The following is a 22,388-nucleotide window of genomic DNA, read 5'->3' on the forward strand; positions in this document are numbered from 1 at the left end:
CACGAGCCGACCGCGATCCCGTCATCCACGCACTGAACTGGTCGGCCTGGAGAAGACACCGCCAAGCCATGGCCCGCCGCTGCCACTACCGAAAACGCAGCTCAAGACACGAACCGCTGCTGGAGTATTAGCCCTCGTCACATGGCACGCCGGCTCGGGGCGGGGTCCACATACGCGAGGGCCCCGAATCCCACGAGGGAACCGGGGCCCAGCGCACAAGCACCGCAGGTCAGCGCACTCAGCGCACGAACACTCCAGCCTGGTTGGCCAGGTCCAGGAAGTACTGCGGCGCCACACCGAGCACCAGCGTGACCGCCACGCCGACCCCGATCGCCGTCGTCGTAAGCGCCGACGGCACCGCGACAGTCGGGCCCTCGGGCCGCGGCTCGCTGAAGAACATCAGCACGATGACGCGGATGTAGAAGAACGCGGCGATCGCGGACGAGATCACACCGACCACGACCAGCGGGGCCGCGCCGCCCTCCGCCGCCGCCTTGAACACGGCGAACTTCCCGGCGAAACCGGAGGTCAGCGGGATGCCCGCGAAGGCCAGCAGGAAGACCGCGAACACGGCGGCCACCAGCGGTGAACGCCGGCCCAGTCCGGCCCACTTGGACAGGTGGGTCGCCTCGCCACCGGCATCCCGTACGAGCGTAACGACCGCGAACGCGCCGATCGTCACGAACGAGTACGCGCCCAGGTAGAAGAGCACGGACGACACACCGTCCGGCGTGGTCGCGATGACGCCCGCGAGGATGAAGCCCGCGTGCGCGATCGACGAGTACGCCAGCAGCCGCTTGATGTCGGTCTGCGTGATCGCCACGATCGCACCGCCGAGCATGGTGACGATCGCGACGCCCCACATGACCGGCCGCCAGTCCCAGCGCAGGCCGGGCAGCACGACGTACAGGATCCTGAGCAGCGCGCCGAACGCGGCCACCTTTGTCGCCGCCGCCATGAAGCCGGTCACCGGGGTCGGCGCGCCCTGGTAGACGTCCGGCGTCCACATGTGGAACGGCACCGCGCCGACCTTGAACAGCAGACCCATGATGATCATCGCGGCGCCGACGAGCAGCAGCGCGTCGTTGCCCATGGTGTCCACGAGCGCCGGGTTGACGGTCGTGACCGTGCCGTCGACGACCTGCGCGATCGTCGCGTACGACATGGAGCCCGCGTAGCCGTACAGCAGCGCGATGCCGAACAGCGTGAACGCGGAGGCGAACGCGCCGAGCAGGAAGTACTTGACCGCGGCCTCCTGCGACATCAGCCGCTTGCGGCGGGCCAGCGCGCACAGCAGGTACAGCGGCAGCGAGAAGACTTCCAGGGCCACGAAGAGCGTCAGCAGATCGTTGGCCGACGGGAAGATCAGCATGCCCGCGACGGCGAAGAGCAGCAGCGGGAAGACCTCGGTGGTGGTGAACCCTGCCTTCACCGCGGCCTTCTCGCTGTCGCTGCCCGGCACGGACGCGGCCTGCGCGGCGAAGGAGTCGACGCGATTGCCGTGCGCCTCCGGGTCGAGCCGCCGTTCGGCGAAGGTGAACAGGCCGACCAGGCCCGCCAGCAGGATCGTGCCCTGCAGGAAGAGGGCCGGGCCGTCGACGGCGATCGCGCCCATCGCCGCGATGCCCGCCTTGGTCGTGGCATACCCGTCGGTCGCCAACGCGATGACCGCCGCGAAGGCGGCCGTGAGCGCGACGACGGACACGAACATCTGGGCGTAGTAACGGGACTTGCGCGGGACGATCGCCTCGACCAGCACCCCGACGATCGCCGCGCCGACGACGATCAAGGTGGGCGACAATTGTCCGTATTCGAACTTCGGCGCGTCGATCTTCGAGATCGGATCGGCCGCGGTTGTCCACAGGTTGTGGACGGCTGTTGCGCTCACTTGGCCGCCTCCACCTCGGGCTGGGGGTCCTTCTTCTGTACGTCGGACATGGTCTGCTTGACCGCCGGGTCGATGATGTCCGTGACGGGCTTCGGGTAGACGCCCAGGAAGATCAGCAGCACGACCAGCGGGGCGACGACCACAAGTTCCCGAACCCTGAGGTCCGGCATCGCCGCGACCTCGGGCTTCACCGGGCCTGTCATCGTCCTCTGGTAGAGGACGAGGGTGTAGAGCGCGGCCAGCACGATGCCGAACGTGGCGATGATGCCGATCGCCGGATAGCGCGCGAACGTGCCGACCAGGACCAGGAACTCACTCACGAAGGGCGCGAGCCCCGGCAGCGACAGGGTGGCAAGACCGCCGATCAGGAAGGTGCCGGCGAGCACCGGAGCGACCTTCTGCACTCCGCCGTAGTCGGCGATGAGCCGCGAGCCGCGCCGCGAGATCAGGAAGCCGGCCACCAACATCAGGGCGGCGGTCGAGATTCCGTGGTTGACCATGTAGAGCGTCGCGCCGGACTGGCCCTGGCTGGTCATCGCGAAGATGCCCATGATGATGAAGCCGAAGTGCGAGATCGACGCGTACGCCACCAGCCGCTTGATGTCCCGCTGGCCGACGGCGAGCAGCGCCCCGTAGATGATGCTGATCAGGGCGAGGACGAGGATGGCGGGCGTCGCCCACTTGCTCGCCTCCGGGAACAGCTGGAGGCAGAAGCGGAGCATCGCGAAGGTGCCCACCTTGTCGACGACCGCCGTGATCAGGACGGCGACCGGGGCGGTGGCCTCCCCCATGGCGTTGGGCAGCCAGGTGTGCAGCGGCCACAGGGGCGCCTTCACCGCGAAGGCGAAGAAGAAGCCCAGGAACAGCCAGCGTTCGGTGTTGGTCGCCATGTCCAGCGAGCCGTTGGCCCGCGCTTCGGCGATCTCCTGGAGCGAGAAGTTCCCGGCGACCACGTAGAGGCCGATCACCGCGGCCAGCATGATCAGTCCGCCGACCAGGTTGTAGAGCAGGAACTTCACCGCCGCGTAAGACCGTTGCGTCGACGCCGTCTCCTCGCCGTGCTCGTGGGCACGGTCCCCGAAGCCGCCGATGAGGAAGTACATCGGGATCAGCATGGCTTCGAAGAAGATGTAGAAAAGGAAGACGTCGGTGGCCTCGAAGGAGAGGATCACCATCGCCTCGACGGCCAGGATCAGGGCGAAGAAGCCCTGCGTCGGCCGCCAGCGCTTGCTGCCGGTCTCCAGCGGGTCGGCGTCGTGCCAGCCCGCGAGGATGATGAACGGGATCAGCAGGGCGGTCAGCGCGATGAGGGCCACCGCGATGCCGTCCACGCCCAGCTCGTACCTCACCCCGAAGTCCGCGATCCAGGCGTGGGATTCGGTGAGCTGGTAACGGTCGCCGTCCGGGTCGAAGCGGACCAGGACCGTGATGGCGAGCGCGAGCGTGGCGAGTGAGACGAGCAGCGCCAGCCATTTGGCGGCGGTCCGCCGCGCGGCCGGTACGGCGGCCGTGGCGATGGCCCCGAGGGCCGGGAGCGCCGCCGTGACTGTCAGCAGGGGAAAGGACATCGGTATCAGACCGCCCTCATCAGCAGGGTCGCGGCGACGAGGATCGCCGCACCGCCGAACATCGAGACCGCGTACGACCGCGCGAAGCCGTTCTGGAGCTTGCGCATTCGTCCGGAGAGGCCGCCGACCGAGGCCGCCGTGCCGTTGACGACGCCGTCGACCAGGGTGTGGTCGACGTACACCAGGGAGCGTGTGAGGTGCTCGCCGCCGCGGACCAGGACGACGTGGTTGAAGTCGTCCTGGAGCAGGTCGCGTCGCGCGGCCCGGGTGAGCAGCGACCCGCGCGGGGCGACGACCGGGACCGGACGGCGCCCGTACTGGGCGTACGCGGCGGCGACGCCGATGGCGAGCACGACCATGGTGGAGAGGGTGACCGTCAGGGCGCTGATCGGGGCGTGCCCGTGGTCGTGCCCGGTGACGGGCTCCAGCCAGTGCATGAAGCGGTCGCCGATACTGAAGAACGCTCCGCCGAAGACCGACCCGACCGCCAGCACGATCATGGGGATCGTCATGACCTTGGGCGACTCGTGCGGGTGCGGCTCGGCGTGCTCGCCGCGGTGCTCGGCGGCCGGCTCCACGCTCGGCTCGGCCGGGGACGGCGTCGGGGCGTGACGCCAGCGTTCTTCTCCGAAGAACGTCATCAGCATCACGCGCGTCATGTAGTACGCCGTGATGGCCGCGCCCAGCAGGGCGCAACCGCCGAGGATCCAGCCCTCGGTGCCGCCCTTGGCGAAGGCCGCCTCGATGATCTTGTCCTTGGAGAAGAAGCCGGACAGGCCCGGGAAGCCGATGATGGCGAGGTAGCCGAGGCCGAAGGTGACGAAGGTGATCGGCATGTACTTCCTGAGGCCGCCGTACTTCCTCATGTCGACCTCGTCGTTCATGCCGTGCATGACCGAACCGGCGCCGAGGAACAGCCCGGCCTTGAAGAAGCCGTGCGTCACCAGGTGCATGATCGCGAAGACGTAGCCGATGGGGCCGAGGCCCGCGGCGAGGACCATGTAGCCGATCTGCGACATGGTCGAGCCGGCCAGCGCCTTCTTGATGTCGTCCTTCGCGCAACCGACGATCGCACCGAACAGGAGTGTGACGGCACCGACGACGGTGACCGCCAACTGCGCGTCGGGCGCTGCGTTGAAGATCGCGCCGGAGCGGACGATCAGGTAGACGCCCGCGGTCACCATCGTCGCCGCGTGGATGAGGGCCGAGACCGGGGTCGGGCCCTCCATCGCGTCCCCGAGCCAGGACTGCAGCGGCACCTGGGCGGACTTGCCGCAGGCGGCGAGCAACAGCATCAGGGCGATGGCGGTGAGCTGACCCTCGGTCGCGTCACCGGCGAGCCCTGCCTCTTCGTGGGTGCCGAGCACCGGTCCGAAGGCGAAGGTCCCGAACGTCGTGAACATCAGCATGATCGCGATCGACAGACCCATGTCGCCGACACGGTTGACCAGGAAGGCCTTCTTCGCGGCCGTGGCGGCGCTGGGCTTGTGCTGCCAGAAGCCGATCAGCAGGTAGGAGGCGAGGCCGACGCCCTCCCAGCCGACGTACAACAGGAGGTAGTTGTCGGCGAGGACGAGCAGCAGCATCGCCGCGAGGAACAGGTTCAGATAGCCGAAGAAGCGGCGGCGCCGCTCGTCGTGCTCCATGTACCCGACCGAGTACAGGTGGATCAGCGAGCCGACGCCCGTGATCAGCAGGACGAACGTCATCGACAGCTGGTCGACGCGGAAGGCGACGTCCGCCTGGAAGCCCTCGACCGGGACCCAGCTGAACAGGTGCTGCATCAGGGTGCGGTGTTCGGCGTCCTTGCCGAGCAGGTCGGCGAAGATGACGAGGCCGATCACGAAGGACACGCCCGAAAGGAGCGTGCCGATCCAGTGACCGACGGCGTCCAGTCTCCGGCCGCCGCACAGCAGTACGGCCGCTCCGAGCAGAGGCGCCGCCACCAGCAGCGCAATCAGGTTCTCCACGATTCAGCGACCCCTTACAGCTTCATCAGGCTGGCGTCGTCGACCGAGGCCGAGTGGCGGGAACGGAACAGTGACACGATGATCGCGAGCCCGACCACGACCTCCGCTGCGGCGACGACCATCGTGAAGAAGGCGATGATCTGGCCGTCGAGATTGCCGTGCATGCGGGAGAAGGCGACGAACGCGAGGTTGCAGGCGTTGAGCATGAGCTCGACGCACATGAACACGACGATCGCATTGCGCCTGATCAGCACGCCCGTGGCGCCGATCGTGAACAACAGGGCGGCGAGATAGAGGTAGTTGACGGGGTTCACTTCGACGCCTCCTCGGCCCGCTTGAAGGTCGACGGTTCGATCGGGGTCCGCTCCAGTCGCTCCTCGGCGCGCTGTTCCAGCGCCTTGAGGTCGTTGAGGGCCTCCGCCGACACGTCACGGATCTGGCCGCGCTCCCGCAGCGTCTTGCTGACGGTGAGGTCGGACGGGGTGCCGTCGGGCAGCAGGCCCGCGATGTCCACGGCGTTGTGCCGGGCGTACACGCCGGGTGCCGGCAGCGGCGGCAGGTGCTTGCCCTCGCGGACGCGCTCCTCCGCCAGCTCACGCTGGGTCTTGGCACGCTCGGTGCGCTCGCGGTGGGTGAGCACCATGGCGCCGACGGCGGCCGTGATCAGCAGCGCGCCGGTGATCTCGAAGGCGAAGACGTACTTGGTGAAGAGGAGGGTCGCGATGCCCTCCACATTGCCGTTCGCATTCGCCTGCGCCAGGCCGTTGAACTCCTTCAGGGAGGCGTTGCCGATGCCCGCGACCAACAGGATGCCGAAGCCGAGCCCGCACAGCAGGGCCAGCCAGCGCTGGCCCTTGATGGTCTCCTTCAAGGAGTCCGCCGCGGTGACACCGACGAGCATCACCACGAACAGGAACAGCATCATGATCGCGCCGGTGTAGACGACGATCTGTACGACGCCCAGGAAGTAGGCGCCGTTGGCCAGGTAGAACACCGCCAGGATGATCATGGTCCCGGCGAGGCAGAGCGCGCTGTGCACGGCCTTCTTCATGAAGACGGTGCACAGGGCGCCGATCACGGCGACGGTGCCGAGAACCCAGAACTGGAAGGCCTCTCCGCTGGAGGTGGAGTAGGCGGCGAGCTGCGTCATCGGCCGATCACCTTCTCCGACGCCGGTTCGTCCTCACCGAAGGTGGACGCGGCCTCCTGCGGGACCTCGCCCTTGGAGAGGGCCACTTGGCGCTCGGTGCCGGGCGCGGCCTCCGTCACCAGGCCCCGGTAGTAGTCCTGCTCGTCCGTCCCCGGGTAGATGGCGTGCGGGGTGTCGACCATGCCCTCTTCGAGACCGGCGAGCAGCTGCTCCTTGGTGTAGATGAGGTTGGCGCGGCTGCTGTCGGCCAGCTCGAACTCGTTCGTCATCGTCAACGCGCGCGTGGGGCACGCCTCGATGCACAGGCCGCACAGGATGCAGCGGGCGTAGTTGATCTGGTAGACGCGGCCATACCGCTCGCCGGGCGAGTAGCGCTCCTCGTCCGTGTTGTCCGCGCCCTCCACATAGATGGCGTCGGCGGGGCAGGCCCAGGCGCACAGCTCGCAGCCGATGCACTTCTCCAGGCCGTCCGGATGGCGGTTGAGCTGGTGCCGTCCGTGGAACCGGGGGGCGGTGGTCTTCTGCTGCTCCGGGTACTGCTCGGTCAGCCGCTTCTTGAACATGGCCTTGAACGTCACGCCGAAGCCGGCCACGGGGTTCTGGAAACCGGGTTTGGTCTCCTTGGGCTCCTCAGCCATCGGACGCCTCCTTTCCATCCAGAGATCCGTCACTCTGAGTATCGGGCCCACCACTGACAATCAGCTCCCGCTCGCGGCGCGAACGGCGCCGCGGCACCGGCGGAACCTCCTGTCCCGGCATCGGCGGCACGGGGAATCCGCCCGCCATCGGGTCGAACGCGGCCGGTTCCTCGGCGGGCCGCTCGGCCGCCTTCGCCTTCTCGCGGAACATGTCGACGACGAAGGAGAGCAGCAGCAGGACGAGGACACCGCCGGCGATGTACAGGGCGATGTCGGCGAAGTCGTAGTTCTCGTTCCTGAGGGTCCGCACGGTCGCGACGAGCATCAGCCAGACCAGGGAGACCGGGATGAGGACCTTCCAGCCGAGCTTCATCAGCTGGTCGTAGCGGACGCGTGGGAGCGTGCCGCGCAGCCAGATGAAGAAGAACAGCAGCAGCTGGACCTTGACGACGAACCAGAGCATCGGCCACCAGCCGTGGTTCGCGCCCTCCCAGAAGGTGCTGACCGGCCATGGAGCCCGCCAGCCGCCCAGGAAGAGCGTCACCGACACGGCCGAGACCGTCACCATGTTCACGTACTCGGCGAGCATGAACATCGCGAACTTGATCGACGAGTACTCGGTGTTGAAGCCGCCGACCAGGTCGCCCTCGGACTCCGGCATGTCGAAGGGGGCGCGGTTGGTCTCGCCCACCATCGTCACGATGTAGATCACGAAGGAGACCGGCAGCAGGATGATGTACCAGCGGTCCTGCTGCGCCTCGACGATCGTCGATGTGGACATCGACCCGGAGTAGAGGAACACCGAGGCGAAGGCGGCGCCCATGGCGATCTCGTACGAGATCATCTGCGCGCAGGAGCGCAGGCCGCCCAGCAGCGGATAGGTGGATCCGGAACTCCAACCGGCGAGCACGATGCCGTAGATACCGACCGAGGCGACCGCGAGGATGTACAGCATCGCGATCGGGAGGTCGGTGAGCTGCATCGTGGTGCGGTGGCCGAAGATCGAGATCTCGTTTCCGGCCGGGCCGAAGGGGATCACCGCGATCGCCATGAAGGCCGGGATGGCCGCGACGATCGGCGCGAGGACGTAGACCACCTTGTCCGCGCGTTTGACGATGACGTCTTCCTTGAGCATCAGCTTGATGCCGTCGGCGAGCGACTGGAGCATGCCCCAGGGGCCGTGCCGGTTGGGGCCGATGCGCAGCTGCATCCAGGCGACGACCTTGCGCTCCCAGACGATGGAGAACAGCACGGTCACCATCAGGAAGGCGAAGCAGAACACCGCCTTGACGACGACCAGCCACCAGGGGTCGCGGCCGAACATCGAGAGGTCTTCAGCGGCGAGATACGGGCTCATGCCTCCACCTCCTTGGGGGCTTCGGCGAGCGTCGCCGGGCCGATGCGGACGAGGGAGCCGGGCAGCGCCCCGGTGTCGGAGGCGACGCCCCCGCCGACGGAGTTCAGCGGAAGCCAGACCACCCGGTCGGGCATCTGGGTGATCCGCAGCGGGAATGCGACGGCTCCGGCGGGCCCGGTCACGGCGAGCAGGTCACCGTCCTTGACGCCCGCCTCCGCGGCCGTGGCAGGCGACACGCGCGCGTGGGCGGCATGCCGCGTCCCGGCGAGCGCCTCGTCGCCCTGCTGGAGAACACCCTGGTCGAGCAGCAGCCGGTGCCCGGCCAGTACGGCCTCTCCGGCCGCCGGTCGCGGCAGCGTGGCCGCGATCTCCAACGGCTGGGTGGCCCTCGGCCCCTCCCAGGCCCCGAGCCGGTCCAGCTCCGCGCGCGTGGTGCGCAGATCCGGCAGACCCAGGTGTACGTCCATGGCGTCGGCCAGCATCTGCAGCACGCGCGCGTCGGTGGGCGCCAGGCGCCGGGTCATCTGATCGGGCTTGAGCGCGGCCTCGAAGAAGCGCACCCGGCCCTCCCAGTTGAGGAAGGTGCCGGCCTTCTCGGCGACCGCGGCGACGGGCAGCACGACGTCCGCGAGCTCGGTGACCTCGCCCGGTCGCAGTTCCAGCGACACCAGGAAGCCGACCTCTTGGAGCGCTTCACGCGCGCGTGCCGGGTCCGGCAGGTCGGCGACCTCGACGCCCGCGACCACCAGCGCCTGGAGTTCGCCACCCGCGGCGGCCTCGATGATCTGGCCGGTGTCCCGCCCGTAGCGGTGCGGGAGTTCGGCCATGCCCCAGACGGCGGCGACCTCCTCCCGCGCGCGCGGGTCGGTGGCCGGACGCCCGCCCGGCAGCAGCGACGGCAGCGCGCCCGCCTCGATGGCACCGCGCTCCCCCGCCCGGCGGGGGATCCACACCAACTGGGCGCCGGTCGCGGACGCGGCCCGTACGGCGGCCGTCAGCCCGCCCTCCACAGCGGCCAGCCGCTCACCGACGACGATCACCGCGCCCTCGGCGCGCAGCGCCTCGGCGGCCTTCGCGCCGTCGTCCTCCAGGCCGACTCCGCTCGCGAGCGCGTCCAGCCATTCGGTCTCGGTGCCGGGAGCGGCCGGCAGCAGCGTGCCGCCCGCCTTCTCCAGTCCGCGGGTGGCGTGCGTGGCGAGAGAGAAGACCCTCTGGCCATGCTTGCGCCAGGCCTTGCGCAGCCGCAGGAAGACTCCGGGCGCCTCCTCCTCGGCCTCGAATCCGGCCAGCAGGACGGTGGGTGCCTTCTCCAGAGCGGTGTACGTGACGCCCGTACCGTCGAGGTCCCGGCCCCGTCCTGCGATCTGGGCCGCCAGGAAGTCGGCCTCCTCGCCGCTGTGCACGCGCGCGCGGAAGTCGATGTCGTTGGTGTCGAGCGCCACGCGCGCGAACTTGCTGTAGGCGTAGGCGTCCTCGATGGTGAGGCGCCCGCCGGTCAGCACCCCGGTCCGGCCGCGCGAGGCGAGCAGCCCCTGAGCGGCGATCTGCAGCGCCTCCGGCCAGGAGGCCGGCACGAGTTCACCCTCGGCGTTGCGCACCAGCGGCGTCTGTAGCCGGTCCCGCTGCTGCGCGTAGCGGAACGCGAACCGCCCCTTGTCGCAGATCCACTCCTCGTTGACCTCGGGGTCGTTGGCCGCGAGCCGCCGCATGACCTTGCCGCGCCGGTGGTCGGTGCGCGTGGCGCAGCCGCCGGAGCAGTGCTCACAGACCGACGGCGAGGAGATGAGGTCGAAGGGGCGGGAGCGGAATCGGTACGCCGCCGAGGTGAGCGCGCCGACCGGGCAGATCTGGATGGTGTTGCCGGAGAAGTACGACTCGAAGGGGTCGCCCTCACCGGTGCCGACCTGCTGGAGCGCGCCCCGCTCGAGCAGCTCGATCATCGGATCGCCCGCGACCTGGTTGGAGAACCGGGTGCAGCGCGCACACAGCACGCACCGCTCACGGTCGAGCAGCACCTGCGTGGAGATCGGCACGGGCTTCTCGAACGTCCGCTTCTTTCCCTCGAAGCGGGACTCGGCGTTGCCGTGCGACATCGCCTGGTTCTGCAGCGGGCACTCGCCGCCCTTGTCGCAGACCGGGCAGTCCAGCGGGTGGTTGATGAGCAGGAGCTCCATCACACCCTTCTGGGCCTTCTCCGCGACCGGCGAGGTGAGGTGGGTCTTCACCACCATCCCGTCCGTGCAGGTGATGGTGCAGGACGCCATGGGCTTGCGCTGGCCCTCGACCTCGACGATGCACTGGCGGCAGGCGCCGGCCGGGTCGAGGAGGGGATGGTCGCAGAACCGGGGGATCTCGATGCCGAGTTGTTCGGCGGCCCGGATGACCAGGGTGCCCTTGGGCACGCTGATCTCGATGCCGTCGATGGTCAGCGACACCAGATCTTCCGGCGGGATCGCCGCCTCTCCCCCACCCGAGGGAGCGCTGGTGGTCACAGTCATGCGTTCACCTCCGTGCGGTCGGCCCAGGCCGTCGACTTGGCCGGGTCGAAGGGGCAGCCGCGGCCCGTGATGTGCTGCTCGTACTCCTCGCGGAAGTACTTGAGCGAGGAGAAGATCGGCGAGGCGGCACCGTCGCCGAGGGCGCAGAAGGACTTGCCGTTGATGTTGTCGGCGATGTCGTTGAGTTTGTCGAGGTCGGACATCACGCCCTTGCCGGCCTCGATGTCGCGCAGCAACTGCACGAGCCAGTACGTCCCTTCCCGGCACGGCGTGCACTTGCCGCAGGACTCGTGGGCGTAGAACTCGGTCCAGCGGGTGACGGCGCGTACGACGCAGGTCGTCTCGTCGAAGCACTGGAGCGCTTTGGTGCCGAGCATGGAACCCGCGGCGCCCACTCCTTCGTAATCAAGAGGGACGTCTAGGTGCTCGTCGGTGAACATCGGCGTCGAGGAGCCGCCCGGCGTCCAGAACTTGAGGCGGTGGCCCGGCCGCATGCCGCCGCTCATGTCGAGGAGCTGGCGGAGCGTGATGCCGAGCGGGGCCTCGTACTGGCCGGGGCTCGCGACGTGGCCGCTGAGCGAGTAGAGCGTGAAGCCCGGGGACTTCTCGCTGCCCATCGACCTGAACCATTCCTTGCCGTTTTGCAGGATGGCGGGAACTGACGCGATCGACTCGACGTTATTTACAACAGTCGGGCAGGCGTAGAGGCCTGCGACAGCAGGAAAGGGGGGACGAAGCCGCGGTTGACCGCGGCGGCCTTCGAGCGAGTCGAGCAGTGCGGTCTCCTCACCACAGATGTACGCGCCGGCGCCGGCGTGCACGGTGAGTTCGAGGTCGAGTCCGCTGCCCAGGATGTTCTCGCCGAGGTAGCCGGCCGCGTAGGCCTCGCGCACGGCCTCGTGCAACCGCCGCAAGACGGGGACGACTTCACCACGCAGATAGATGAAGGCATGCGACGACCTGATGGCATAACACGCGATGACAATGCCCTCGATGAGGCTATGCGGGTTCGCGAAGAGGAGCGGGATGTCCTTGCAGGTTCCGGGCTCCGACTCGTCGGCGTTGACAACTAGATAGTGTGGCTTTCCATCCCCTTGGGGAATGAACTGCCATTTCATTCCCGTGGGGAATCCCGCACCACCGCGACCGCGCAGACCGGAGTCCTTGACGTACGCGATCAGGTCGTCCGGCGACATCGCGAGCGCCTTGCGGAGCCCCTCGTATCCTTCGTGCCTTCGGTAGACGTCCAGACTCCAGGACTTGTCCTCGTCCCAGAAGGCCGACAGCACGGGTGCGAGCAGCTTCTCGGGACTGGTGTCTTTCAGCTCGGGTGCCAAGGTCATCACTCCCCCTCCTCGGCGATAGGCCCTGCCGGGTGGGCTGGGTCGGAGGCCGACGTGTCCTGTGGCGCATCGTGTGAGCTCAGGTGCTCGGTCGGTGACGGGTCGTGCGGCGATTCCCCCTGGGGTGCCTCGCCCCGCGGATGGACCACGCGCGCGGGTGCGGCCTCTCCCTTGGCCAGGCGGAGGCCCACCAGCGACGCGGGTCCCGCACTGCCGCTTGCCTCGACGGCCCCGGGCCGCTCGTCGGGGAAGCCGGCCAGGATCCGCGCGGTCTCCTTGAAGGTGCACAGGCGCGCCCCGCGCGTGGGCTCGACCGGCCTGCCCGCGCGCAGGTCGTCGACGAGACGCTTGGCGCTGCGCGGGGTCTGGTTGTCGAAGAACTCCCAGTTGACCATCACGACCGGCGCGAAGTCGCAGGCCGCGTTGCACTCGATGTGCTCCAGGGTGACCTTGCCGTCGTCGGTGGTCTCGCCGTTGCCGACGCCCAGGTGCTCCTGGAGCTCCTCGAAGATCGCGTCACCGCCCATCACCGCGCACAGGGTGTTGGTGCAGACGCCCACTTGGTAGTCGCCGCTCGGCTTGCGCCGGTACATGGTGTAGAAGGTGGCGACGGCGGTGACCTCGGCTGTGGTCAGGTTCAGTACGTCCGCGCAGAACTGCATTCCGGTGCGCGTGACGTGGCCCTCCTCCGACTGCACGAGGTGCAGCAACGGCAGGAGGGCGGACCGGGAGTCCGGGTAGCGGGCGATGATCTCCCGCGCGTCCCTCTCGAGCCTTGCTCGAACGTCGTCCGGGTATGCGGGCGCGGGCAGTTCGGGCATGCCCAGGCTGACGCCCCGCTCCGAAGAAGAGGTGGTCACCGGTCGACGCCTCCCATCACGGGGTCGATGGACGCGACGGCGACGATGACGTCGGCGACCTGGCCGCCCTCGCACATCGCCGCCATGGCCTGCAGGTTGGTGAAGGACGGGTCGCGGAAGTGGACCCGGTAGGGGCGGGTGCCGCCGTCGGACACGGCGTGCACCCCGAGCTCGCCCTTGGGCGACTCGACGGCCGCGTACGCCTGTCCCGGCGGGACGCGGAAACCCTCGGTGACCAGCTTGAAGTGGTGGATCAGGGCCTCCATGGAGGTGCCCATGATCTTCTTGATGTGGTCGAGGGAGTTGCCCAGTCCGTCCGGCCCCAGGGCGAGCTGGGCGGGCCAGGCGATCTTCTTGTCGGTGACCATGACCGGGCCGGGCTGCAGCCGGTCCAGGCACTGCTCGACGATCCGCAGGGACTGGCGCATCTCTTCCAAGCGGATCAGGAAGCGACCGTAGGCGTCGCAGGTGTCGGCGGTCGGGACGTCGAAGTCGTACGTCTCGTAGCCGCAGTAGGGCTGCGTCTTGCGCAGGTCGTGCGGCAGGCCGGTGGCGCGCAGGATCGGGCCGGTGGCGCCGAGGGCCATGCAGCCGGCCAGGTCGAGGTAGCCGATGTCCTGCATACGGGCCTTGAAGATGGGGTTCCCTGTGGCCAGCTTGTCGTACTCCGGGAGGTTCTTCTTCATCTTCTTCACGAACTCGCGGATGTGGTCCACCGCGCCGGGCGGCAGGTCCTGGGCGAGTCCGCCGGGGCGGATGTACGCGTGGTTCATCCTCAGGCCCGTGATGAGCTCGTAGATGTCGAGAATCATTTCACGATCACGGAATCCGTAGATCATGATCGTGGTGGCGCCGAGTTCCATGCCGCCGGTGGCGATGCACACCAGGTGGGAGGACAACCGGTTCAGCTCCATCAGGAGCACCCGGATGAGCGTGGCGCGGTCGGGGATCTGGTCCTCGATGCCGAGGAGTTTCTCGACGGCGAGACAGTAGGCGGTCTCGTTGAAGAAGGACGTCAGGTAATCCATGCGCGTGACGAAGGTGGTGCCCTGCGTCCACGTGCGGAACTCGAGGTTCTTCTCGATGCCGGTGTGCAGATAGCCGATGCCGCAGCGGGCCTCGGTGACCGTCTCGCCCTCGATCTCCAGGATCAGGCGGAGGACGCCGTGGGTGGAGGGGTGCTGCGGTCCCATGTTGACGACGATGCGCTCGTCGTCGGCGCGGGCCGTGGACTGGACGACCTCGTCCCAGTCGCCACCGGTGACCGTGTAGACGGTGCCTTCCGTGGTCTCACGGGCGGATGCTGACTGCGTGCTCACGAGTACGACCTCCGCTGGTCCGGAGCCGGGATCTGGGCGCCCTTGTACTCGACGGGGATGCCGCCGAGGGGGTAGTCCTTGCGCTGCGGGTGGCCCTGCCAGTCGTCCGGCATCATGATCCGCGTCAGGGCCGGGTGACCGTCGAAGACGATGCCGAAGAAGTCGTAGGTCTCGCGCTCGTGCCAGTCGTTCGTGGGATAGACGGAGACCAGCGACGGGATGTGCCGGTCGGTGTCGGGAGCGCTGACCTCGAGACGGATCAGCCGGTTGTGGGTGATCGACCGCAGGTGGTAGACGGCGTGCAGCTCACGGCCCTTGTCGTTCGGGTAATGGACACCGCTCACGCCCGTGCAGAGTTCGAAGCGCAGGGCCGGGTCGTCGCGCAGGGTGCGGGCGACGCGCAGCAGGTGCTCGCGTTCGATGTGGAAGGTGAGCTCGTCGCGGTCGACGACCGTCTTCTCGATCGCGTTCTCGGGGAGCAGGCCCTGTTCCTCCAGCGCGCCCTCGAGTTCGTCGGCGACCTCGTCGAACCATCCCCCGTAGGGGCGGCTCGCCGGTCCCGGGAGTCGGACCGAGCGGACGAGGCCGCCGTAGCCGGAGGTGTCGCCGCCGTTGTTGGCGCCGAACATGCCGCGCTGGACGCGGATCTCCTCGCCGCCCTGGCCGCGCTGACCGGGGAGGTTGGAGGCCGAGAGGTCCTTCTCGGGGTTCACACCGTTGTTGGTGCCGTTCGCGTCGCTCACCTCAGCAGCCCCTTCATCTCGATCGTCGGCAGGGCCTTGAGCGCCGCCTCCTCCGCCTCGCGGGCCGCCTCCTCGGCGTTCACGCCCAGCTTGGAGGTCTGGATCTTCTGGTGGAGCTTGAGGATGGCGTCCATCAGCATCTCCGGCCGTGGCGGGCAGCCGGGAAGGTAGATGTCGACCGGGACGATGTGGTCGACGCCCTGGACGATCGCGTAGTTGTTGAACATGCCGCCCGAGGAGGCGCAGACCCCCATGGAGATCACCCACTTGGGGTTCGGCATCTGGTCGTAGACCTGCCGGAGCACCGGCGCCATCTTCTGGCTGACCCGGCCCGCGACGATCATCAGGTCCGCCTGGCGGGGTGATCCGCGGAAGACCTCCATGCCGAAGCGCGCCAGGTCGTAGCGGCCGGCGCCGGTGGTCATCATCTCGATGGCGCAGCAGGCGAGGCCGAAGGTGGCGGGGAAGACGGACGACTTGCGCACCCAGCCCGCGGCCTGCTCGACGGTGGTCAGCAGAAAGCCGCTCGGCAGCTTTTCTTCGAGTCCCATGACTAAAGGCCCTTCAGTCCCATTCCAGGCCGCCGCGCCGCCATACGTACGCGTACGCGACGAAGACGGTGAGCACGAAGAGCAGCATCTCCACGAGCCCGAAAACACCCAGGGCGTCGAAGGTGACGGCCCAGGGGTAGAGGAAGACGATCTCGATATCGAAGATGATGAAGAGCATCGCCGTCAGGTAGTACTTGATGGGGAAACGCCCACCGCCGGCCGGCGTGGGGGTCGGCTCGATACCGCACTCGTAGGCCTCGAGCTTGGCCCGGTTGTACCGCTTCGGACCGATCAGCGTGGCCATGACCACGGAGAAGATCGCAAAGCCTGCCCCGAGGGCTCCCAGTACGAGGATGGGCGCATACGCGTTCACCGCTCCTCGCTCCTCTCAGTCGGCACTGACTGCTGGCGGTTTGCGTCGGGCTCACATCCGTCTCACCTGTCCCTCAAGCCCCGCTTGTCCCGGCGAAGATCGAGAACATGTGAAGCAGGTCACAAGCCCAACTGCTGCGCATCTTATGCCCGCCGGTCTGTGATCTGCGACACGGGGTATTGCACGAGCTTTGTGATCTCCACCACCTGACTAAGGATCATGAAGTCGGATGAGCGTCAATCTTCGTACGAGAAGCGTCCGAGTGATCACCAGAGGCGACATTTTCGCTCGTCGGCGCAGGTCGAGCGAGGCGTCTCCATATCAAGAGACTTCCCTTGCATGCAAATTGGAGCTGGACGCGACGCCCTGATAGTGGACGCATTCACACATCAGAGGGAGCCGGGTGGGCAGGTGTGGACGCGTGCACGCATTCACGAGCGGACCCTCGTCGTGACCCGCCCGCAATCCCGCCGTGATCTACGCGCGTGACGCGGCCACCCCTGTGACCGTTGCGTGACCTCCGCCACATCCACAAGGGGCGCCCGAGAAGAGGGCTTGGCCACCCGACTCATCCAGTGGTAGGCGCATGACAATTCGGGCGTAACAGCGAAAGCCCATGATCACAGGCTTGATCACCTGCGTCCGCAATGTCCGTTACGGCGTCAATAAAGAACGACACGCCGGGGGTTTGGGGCACCAGTTGAACAACTGTGGCGCAGCACACGTTTCTTGAAGGTATGGAGGAGCCCCTGATACCGGTTGTTCTCATGTCCCACACCGCTCACATACGCAGCCACCGGAAACCCCGCCGCAGCGCGTCGACCGTCGCCATGCGGGCCGGAGTTGCCGGTGGCGTCCTCAGCACCCTGGCAGTGGCCGGGGCGTCCGGTTCGGCGAACGCGGCCGAGCCGGTGACGCAGACCCTTGAACTGCCGACCCTGACGGCCGACATGGCCGCCCAGGTCGCCGAGTCCGCCGCCGCCACACAGCAGGCCGCGGCGAACTACCAGCTGCAGGCCGAGCGTGACGCGGCCGCCGCGAAGGCCGCGAAGCAGGCCAAGGCGGACCTCGCCGAGGCGAAGAAGAAGGCCGCGGCCAAGAAGGCCGCCCAGGAGGCCGCCCGCCAGGAGGCCGCCGAGCGCGCCTCCCGCAACGCCGAGCGGGCCACGCTGTCCGCCTCCGCCTCGACGAGCACCAGCACGTCCACGAGCACGTCCACGGCCACCGGCTCGGCCGCCGACATCGTGAACTTCGTGCGGGCTCAGGTCGGTGACGCCTACGTCCTCGGTTCCAGCGGCCCAAGCTCCTGGGACTGCTCCGGCCTGGTCCAAGCCGCCTTCAAGCAGGTCGGCATCGACCTGCCGCGCGTCTCGCAGGACCAGTCGACCGCCGGCACACCCGTGTCACTGGACAACCTCCTGCCGGGCGACATCCTGTACTGGGGCGGCGCGGGCAGCGCGTACCACGTGGCGGTGTACGTCGGCGACGGCATGTTCGTCGGCGCGCAGAACTCGTCCACGGGCGTGGCCGAGAAGCCGCTCTCCTACGACCCGCCGACCGGCGCGGTGCGGGTGCTCTGACGCAGAGCCGCACGGAAGGGACCGCAGCCGCTCGGGGGCAGCGGTCCCTTCCGGCTCACGTCCGGATCACTTCGGCCTCACGTCGGGCTCATCCGAGGTCGAAGGTGTTGGGCAGGCCCAACCGGTAGCGCACCTCGTCGACGCGCTTGAGGGGCTCCATCTCCGGGGGCCGGTACAGCTCCCGGATCTCGCACCGCTCGGCGTCCGAATGGTCCGCGTCCAGGAGTGCGTTGACGGCGTGGCGCGCGGATTCGTTGGCGCCTTCCATGGTCGCCAGGTCGACATCGGTGCGGACGTAGTCGCCCGCGAGGAAGAAGTTCGGGACCTTGGTGCGGGCGGAGGGCCGGTTGTAGAGGGTGCCCGTCGGGTGGACGAGGAGCTGTTCGCGGTTCTGCGGGTCGGGACCGCCCAGGCCCGTCACCGCAGGGTCCATGAACCAGCCGAGCCGGTCGGCGTCCGTGAGCGTCGTCTTGCCGGCGTCGTTCAGACCGTCCTTCAGCTGGGCCCAGAGTTCGGCGACGATCTCGTCCTTGGTGCACTCGCGGGCCGTCTTGCCGTACAGGATGCCGGGCTTGTCCCACTCGGATATGATCGCGGACAGGCAGTCGTGGGCCCGCCCGTCGCCGTAGTCCCGGGAAAAGTCCCGTACGTCCCAGAACTGGGCCTGTCCGATGCCGGTCACGGACCACGGTGAGTCGAGGCAGTTGAGGTGCCCGTGCACGACGGGGGTGGGCGTGCGCAGGTAGAACATCACGCCGGTCATCCAGTCCGTCTGTAGGGCGTCGCAGCGCGCGAGCTGCGGATCCGCCGCGCGAAGGGCACGGCCCCATGTCACGCGCGCGTGCTCGACCGGCATCGCGCAGACGTAGTGTTCGGCGGTGACCGTACGCTCCTGACCGCCGTCGCGGGCCGATACGCGTACGCCGGTCACCCGGCCGCTCTCGTACACGATCTCCCGGACCTGTGTGCCCGGCACGAACTCGACGCCGAGCGAGCGCAGGTGTGTCTCCCAGGGGTCGATCCACGCCTCGCTCGTGGGGGCGTTGAGGACGCGGTCGACGTCGGCGTCGCCGTCCATGCCGCGGCCGAGGAGGCCCCACAGGAGCAGGGCCTCGATGATGACGCGGCCGACGGTGCGTGTGGAGGCCACCTCGGCGCGAGTGGCGACGAGGTTGCGGGTCTGCCCGACGCCGAGGAGGGTCTGGTACTCCCCGCTCATCTCCTCCGCGCGAATGAAGTCCCACCACGCCACCTTCTCCCACTGGCCCTCGCGGCGGGCGTCGCAACTGGTGAGGTGGACCAGGACGCGGTCGGCGAAGTAGGCGGCCTCGTGGGCGGGCAGGCGGGTGCCGAGGTCCAGCACGGACAGGAGCTGGTCGCGGATCCAGGACGGGGTGAGGTCGCCGGGGCGGGGTGACGTGGTGGCGCGGCGCAGGGGGAAGTGCAGGTCCGGGTGACCGGAGCCCCGGGCGAACAGCGCCTCCGTGCCGCTGCGGAGGTTGTCGTGGACGCCGCTGGCGTTGCCGGGGAAGGGGATGCGGCGCATGGTGTCCGGCAGGTTCCGGTAGAAGCCGGGGAAGAAGCGGAAGCCGTGTTCGGCGGGGAGCGGTCTGCGACCATCGGTTCCCGTTCCGGGGACGTCCATCGAGCGGGCCTTGCCGCCGAGGGCGTCGTAGTACTCGTAGACGGTCACGGCGTAACCGCGTTCGGCGAGTTCGTGGGCGGCGCTGAGGCCCGAGACGCCGCCGCCGAGGACGGCGACACGCTTGCCGGACGCGGCGCTCGCGCCCCCGGCCGGCCATAAGGCGAGGGCGCCCGCCACTCCCCCGGCACCCGCAAGGAACCGCCTGCGGGTGTGGCCGGTCTGGTCCTGGGGCTGCTGTGTGTGTTCTGTTGTCATGAGTAACGGAGGGTAGGGAGGGGCTCCGGGAGGCGGAACCCCGACTGCCCACCGCCCACAGCATCCTCACAAGACAGGAGAAGCAGCGATGCCCAGCGTCTTCGTACAGGGGCGGCCCGTCGACTCGTATCCCCCGCTCGCGCCCGAGGCCCGGCGCGGAAAGGTACGGCGGATCACCGAGGTGGGTGAGGAAGTCCTGCACAAGCCGTGCCGGGACGTGACCGAGTTCGGGCCCGATCTCGCCGCGCTCATCGACGACATGTTCCTGACGATGTACATCGCCGACGGGGCAGGGCTCGCGGCGAACCAAGCCGGCGTAGACCTTCGGCTGTTCGTCTACGACTGCCCCGACGACGAAGGTGTCCGACATGTCGGGCACACCGTCAATCCGGTGCTGGAGGCGCTCGATCCGGCCGGGCGCAGGCTGCTCGACGCCGGCGAGGGGTGCCTTTCCGTTCCGGGCGCCGTGATGGACGTACCGCGTCCGGACCGGGCCGTCGTGCGCGGGCTCGACAAGGAGGGCCGTCCGCTCGTCGTCGAGGGCACGGGGTACTTCGCCCGCTGCCTCGCCCACGAGACCGACCATGTGAACGGGCACGTGTATCTGGACCGGCTCTCCAAGCGGGAGCGGAAGGACGCGCTGCGACAGGTGGCGGACCGGCGGGACGAGGTCCTCGCGCGCCGGGCCGCCAACATCGAAGCGCTCAGCGCCTGATCACGCCTTCGGCGCCACCTTGCTCAGCCCGTTGATGATGCGGTCCATCGCGTCGCCGCCCGTCGGGTCGGTGAGGTTCGCGAGCATCTTCAGCGTGAACTTCATCAGCACGGGGTGCGTCAGGCCCCGCTGGGTCGCGATCTTCATGACCTTCGGGTTGCCGATGAGCTTCACGAAGGCGCGGCCCAGCGTGTAGTAGCCGCCGTAGGTGTCCTTGAGGACGCGCGGGTAGCGCTGGAGGGCCAGTTCACGCCCCGCGGGCGTGGAGCGCGCGTGGGCCTGGACGATGACGTCTGCGGCGATCTGGCCGGACTCCATGGCGTAGGCGATGCCCTCGCCGTTGAAGGGGTTCACCAGGCCGCCGGCGTCACCGACGAGCAGCAGGCCCTTGGTGTAGTGGGGCTGGCGGTTGAACGCCATAGGGAGAGCCGCCCCACGGATGGGTCCCGTCATGTTGTCCGGCGTGTAGCCCCAGTCCTGAGGCATGGAGGCGCACCAGGCCTTCAGGACCTCGCGCCAGTCCAGCTCCTTGAAGGAGTCGGAGGTGTTCAGGACGCCCAGGCCGACGTTGGAGGTGCCGTCGCCCATTCCGAAGATCCAGCCGTAGCCGGGGAGGAGGCGGTCCTCGCCCGGTCCTCGGCGGTCCCACAGCTCCAGCCAGGACTCCAGGTAGTCGTCCTCGTGGCGCGGGGAGGTGAAGTACGTACGGACCGCGACACCCATCGGGCGGTCCTCGCGGCGGTGCAGGCCCATCGCGAGGGACAGGCGGGTGGAGTTGCCGTCTGCGGCGACCACCAGCGGCGCGTGGAAGGTCACCTCGCGCTTCTCCCCGGCGTCGCCCAGCTTGGCGTGCACGCCGGTGATGCGGCCGGTGCGGTCGTCGATGATCGGGGCGCCGACGTTGCAGCGCTCGTACAGCCGCGCGCCCGCCTTCTGGGCCTGGCGGGCGAGCTGCTCGTCGAAGTCGTCGCGCTTGCGGACGAGGCCGTAGTCGGGGAAGGAGGCGAGATCCGGCCAGTCGAGCTGGAGGCGGGAGCCGCCGCCGATGATGCGCAGGCCCTTGTTGCGCAGCCAGCCGGCCTCCTCCGAGATGTCGATGCCCATCGCGACGAGCTGCTTGACGGCGCGCGGGGTGAGTCCGTCGCCGCAGACCTTTTCGCGGGGGAACTCGGTCTTCTCCAGCAGGAGTACGTCGAGTCCGGCCTTGGCGAGGTGGTACGCGGTGGTGGAGCCGGCTGGCCCCGCGCCGACGACGATCACATCGGCGGTGTTTTCGGAGAGGGGCTCGGTCACGGCGGGATCTCCCCAAGTTCGAAATCTGCGTGCCGACCGGCACTGGACATGGGCAGTCTATTCAGCAGAATTGATCACCCGGCTGAAGGGCTGCCCCGTGAACCGAGCTCTGCCCGTTGTACGGCTGCGTGTCCCCACCGATGAGGACGCCGTCGCCTGGCACCGAGTCTTCGACGACCCGGACGTCATGGAGTTCCAGGGCGGCAAGGCCGCGGAGCTGTCCGTCTACGAGGAGCTCACCGCCCGCCAGCGTCGGCACGACGCCGAGCACGGCTTCTGCCTGTGGACCATGCTCGACGAGTCCGGCCAGGTCATCGGCTTCACCGGCGCCCAGCCGTGGCCGCGCGACTGGGGCCCCAAGGGCGAGATCGAGATCGGCTGGCGGCTCGGGCGGGAGTACTGGGGCATGGGGTATGCCACCGCGGCCGCGCAGATGACGCTGGAGCGGGTGCGGGCGGCGGGTGTGCCGAGCGTGGTGGCCATGGTCGCGGCCGGCAACGCGCGCTCGATCGCGGTGACGCGGCGGCTGGGCATGCACCTCGCCGAGGTGTTCACGACACCGACGCGGCAGGAGGGGCACTGCTACCGGCTGGACCTACCAAACAGACACACTGGTCACGCAGAGTAATCGACTGCTACAGA

Annotated in this window: 19 protein-coding genes; 3 read left to right on the top strand and 16 right to left on the bottom strand. The window is 68.5% G+C overall.

Annotation, left to right across the window (positions count from 1 at the left end):
• Nucleotides 1–238 precede the first annotated feature (238 nt).
• Genes nuoN through CLM62_RS11040 form a run of 14 tightly spaced genes read right to left on the bottom strand, consistent with a single transcriptional unit; the run spans nucleotide 239 to nucleotide 16,258 of the window.
• Nucleotides 239–1,888 carry an NADH-quinone oxidoreductase subunit NuoN gene (nuoN, locus tag CLM62_RS10975; protein ID WP_095749648.1) on the bottom strand — a complete coding sequence of 550 codons (1,650 nt, stop codon included), beginning with the start codon at nucleotides 1,886–1,888 and terminating at the stop codon, nucleotides 239–241.
• Complete coding sequence (locus CLM62_RS10980) at nucleotides 1,885–3,456, bottom strand: NADH-quinone oxidoreductase subunit M (protein ID WP_095749649.1); 1,572 nt, start codon at nucleotides 3,454–3,456, stop codon at nucleotides 1,885–1,887. Before CLM62_RS10980 ends, nuoN begins: the two co-directional genes overlap by 4 nt.
• A 5-nt stretch (nucleotides 3,457–3,461) precedes the next feature.
• A complete protein-coding gene (nuoL, locus tag CLM62_RS10985; RefSeq protein WP_095749650.1) occupies nucleotides 3,462–5,426 on the bottom strand; it encodes an NADH-quinone oxidoreductase subunit L in 1,965 nt (654 codons plus the stop codon).
• Nucleotides 5,427–5,440: 14 nt separating this feature from the next.
• Nucleotides 5,441–5,740 carry an NADH-quinone oxidoreductase subunit NuoK gene (nuoK, locus tag CLM62_RS10990; RefSeq protein ID WP_004927567.1) on the bottom strand — a complete coding sequence of 100 codons (300 nt, stop codon included), beginning with the start codon at nucleotides 5,738–5,740 and terminating at the stop codon, nucleotides 5,441–5,443.
• On the bottom strand, nucleotides 5,737–6,576 hold the full coding sequence (locus CLM62_RS10995; RefSeq protein WP_095749651.1) for an NADH-quinone oxidoreductase subunit J: 840 nt from the start codon (nucleotides 6,574–6,576) through the stop codon (nucleotides 5,737–5,739). Before CLM62_RS10995 ends, nuoK begins: the two co-directional genes overlap by 4 nt.
• Nucleotides 6,573–7,214, bottom strand: a complete 642-nt coding sequence (gene nuoI / locus CLM62_RS11000; protein WP_095749652.1) for an NADH-quinone oxidoreductase subunit NuoI — start codon at nucleotides 7,212–7,214, stop codon at nucleotides 6,573–6,575. The genes CLM62_RS10995 and nuoI overlap by 4 nt, the downstream gene beginning before the upstream one ends.
• Nucleotides 7,207–8,571 carry an NADH-quinone oxidoreductase subunit NuoH gene (nuoH, locus tag CLM62_RS11005; RefSeq protein ID WP_095749653.1) on the bottom strand — a complete coding sequence of 455 codons (1,365 nt, stop codon included), beginning with the start codon at nucleotides 8,569–8,571 and terminating at the stop codon, nucleotides 7,207–7,209. The genes nuoI and nuoH overlap by 8 nt, the downstream gene beginning before the upstream one ends.
• Nucleotides 8,568–11,069 (bottom strand): NADH-quinone oxidoreductase subunit G, encoded by a 2,502-nt coding sequence (locus tag CLM62_RS11010; RefSeq protein WP_095749654.1) that lies wholly within the window; start codon nucleotides 11,067–11,069, stop codon nucleotides 8,568–8,570. Before CLM62_RS11010 ends, nuoH begins: the two co-directional genes overlap by 4 nt.
• The gene (gene nuoF / locus CLM62_RS11015) at nucleotides 11,066–12,412 is read right to left on the bottom strand and encodes an NADH-quinone oxidoreductase subunit NuoF (protein ID WP_095749655.1); all 1,347 of its coding nucleotides are present in this window, start codon (nucleotides 12,410–12,412) and stop codon (nucleotides 11,066–11,068) included. Before nuoF ends, CLM62_RS11010 begins: the two co-directional genes overlap by 4 nt.
• A complete protein-coding gene (gene nuoE / locus CLM62_RS11020) occupies nucleotides 12,412–13,272 on the bottom strand; it encodes an NADH-quinone oxidoreductase subunit NuoE (protein ID WP_095749656.1) in 861 nt (286 codons plus the stop codon). The genes nuoF and nuoE overlap by 1 nt, the downstream gene beginning before the upstream one ends.
• Nucleotides 13,269–14,591 carry an NADH-quinone oxidoreductase subunit D gene (locus tag CLM62_RS11025; RefSeq protein WP_095749657.1) on the bottom strand — a complete coding sequence of 441 codons (1,323 nt, stop codon included), beginning with the start codon at nucleotides 14,589–14,591 and terminating at the stop codon, nucleotides 13,269–13,271. The genes nuoE and CLM62_RS11025 overlap by 4 nt, the downstream gene beginning before the upstream one ends.
• A complete protein-coding gene (locus CLM62_RS11030) occupies nucleotides 14,588–15,334 on the bottom strand; it encodes an NADH-quinone oxidoreductase subunit C (protein ID WP_095749658.1) in 747 nt (248 codons plus the stop codon). The genes CLM62_RS11025 and CLM62_RS11030 overlap by 4 nt, the downstream gene beginning before the upstream one ends.
• Nucleotides 15,331–15,885: an NADH-quinone oxidoreductase subunit B family protein gene (locus CLM62_RS11035; protein WP_010041554.1), complete on the bottom strand. Its 555-nt coding sequence runs from the start codon at nucleotides 15,883–15,885 to the stop codon at nucleotides 15,331–15,333. The genes CLM62_RS11030 and CLM62_RS11035 overlap by 4 nt, the downstream gene beginning before the upstream one ends.
• A 13-nt stretch (nucleotides 15,886–15,898) precedes the next feature.
• Nucleotides 15,899–16,258, bottom strand: a complete 360-nt coding sequence (locus tag CLM62_RS11040; RefSeq protein WP_033319564.1) for an NADH-quinone oxidoreductase subunit A — start codon at nucleotides 16,256–16,258, stop codon at nucleotides 15,899–15,901.
• 767 nt (nucleotides 16,259–17,025) lie between these two features.
• On the opposite strand from CLM62_RS11040, the gene CLM62_RS11045 reads away from it, so the two are divergent.
• The gene (locus CLM62_RS11045) at nucleotides 17,026–17,838 is read left to right on the top strand and encodes a C40 family peptidase (RefSeq protein WP_095749659.1); all 813 of its coding nucleotides are present in this window, start codon (nucleotides 17,026–17,028) and stop codon (nucleotides 17,836–17,838) included.
• 88 nt (nucleotides 17,839–17,926) lie between these two features.
• Here CLM62_RS11045 and CLM62_RS11050 read toward each other — a convergent pair whose 3' ends face one another.
• Nucleotides 17,927–19,738, bottom strand: a complete 1,812-nt coding sequence (locus CLM62_RS11050) for an FAD-dependent oxidoreductase (protein ID WP_095749660.1) — start codon at nucleotides 19,736–19,738, stop codon at nucleotides 17,927–17,929.
• Between the two features lie 88 nt (nucleotides 19,739–19,826).
• Here CLM62_RS11050 and def point away from each other — a divergent pair, with 88 nt between their 5' ends.
• Complete coding sequence (gene def, locus CLM62_RS11055; RefSeq protein WP_095749661.1) at nucleotides 19,827–20,453, top strand: peptide deformylase; 627 nt, start codon at nucleotides 19,827–19,829, stop codon at nucleotides 20,451–20,453.
• Here def and CLM62_RS11060 read toward each other — a convergent pair whose 3' ends face one another.
• Entirely contained in the window at nucleotides 20,454–21,746 is a 1,293-nt protein-coding gene (locus CLM62_RS11060; protein WP_095749662.1) for a geranylgeranyl reductase family protein, read from the bottom strand.
• A 97-nt stretch (nucleotides 21,747–21,843) separates the two neighbouring features.
• On the opposite strand from CLM62_RS11060, the gene CLM62_RS11065 reads away from it, so the two are divergent.
• A complete protein-coding gene (locus CLM62_RS11065; RefSeq protein WP_095749667.1) occupies nucleotides 21,844–22,374 on the top strand; it encodes a GNAT family N-acetyltransferase in 531 nt (176 codons plus the stop codon).
• The last annotated feature ends 14 nt before the right edge of the window (nucleotides 22,375–22,388 follow it).

This window comes from Streptomyces sp. SA15 (genome assembly GCF_002291145.1).
In the GTDB taxonomy this organism is placed as follows: Bacteria; Actinomycetota; Actinomycetes; order Streptomycetales; family Streptomycetaceae; genus Streptomyces.

What these genes read in the sequence shown, in the direction of transcription:
- nuoF (WP_095749655.1), bottom strand. Translation starts at nt 12,412, where the DNA reads ATGACCTTGGCACCCGAGCTGAAAGACACCAGTCCCGAGAAGCTGCTC.
- CLM62_RS11045 (WP_095749659.1), top strand. Translation starts at nt 17,026, where the DNA reads ATGTCCCACACCGCTCACATACGCAGCCACCGGAAACCCCGCCGCAGC.
- CLM62_RS11010 (WP_095749654.1), bottom strand. Translation starts at nt 11,069, where the DNA reads ATGACTGTGACCACCAGCGCTCCCTCGGGTGGGGGAGAGGCGGCGATC.
- CLM62_RS11050 (WP_095749660.1), bottom strand. Translation starts at nt 19,738, where the DNA reads ATGACAACAGAACACACACAGCAGCCCCAGGACCAGACCGGCCACACC.
- CLM62_RS10980 (WP_095749649.1), bottom strand. Translation starts at nt 3,456, where the DNA reads ATGTCCTTTCCCCTGCTGACAGTCACGGCGGCGCTCCCGGCCCTCGGG.
- nuoH (WP_095749653.1), bottom strand. Translation starts at nt 8,571, where the DNA reads ATGAGCCCGTATCTCGCCGCTGAAGACCTCTCGATGTTCGGCCGCGAC.
- nuoI (WP_095749652.1), bottom strand. Translation starts at nt 7,214, where the DNA reads ATGGCTGAGGAGCCCAAGGAGACCAAACCCGGTTTCCAGAACCCCGTG.
- CLM62_RS11035 (WP_010041554.1), bottom strand. Translation starts at nt 15,885, where the DNA reads ATGGGACTCGAAGAAAAGCTGCCGAGCGGCTTTCTGCTGACCACCGTC.
- CLM62_RS10995 (WP_095749651.1), bottom strand. Translation starts at nt 6,576, where the DNA reads ATGACGCAGCTCGCCGCCTACTCCACCTCCAGCGGAGAGGCCTTCCAG.
- def (WP_095749661.1), top strand. Translation starts at nt 19,827, where the DNA reads ATGCCCAGCGTCTTCGTACAGGGGCGGCCCGTCGACTCGTATCCCCCG.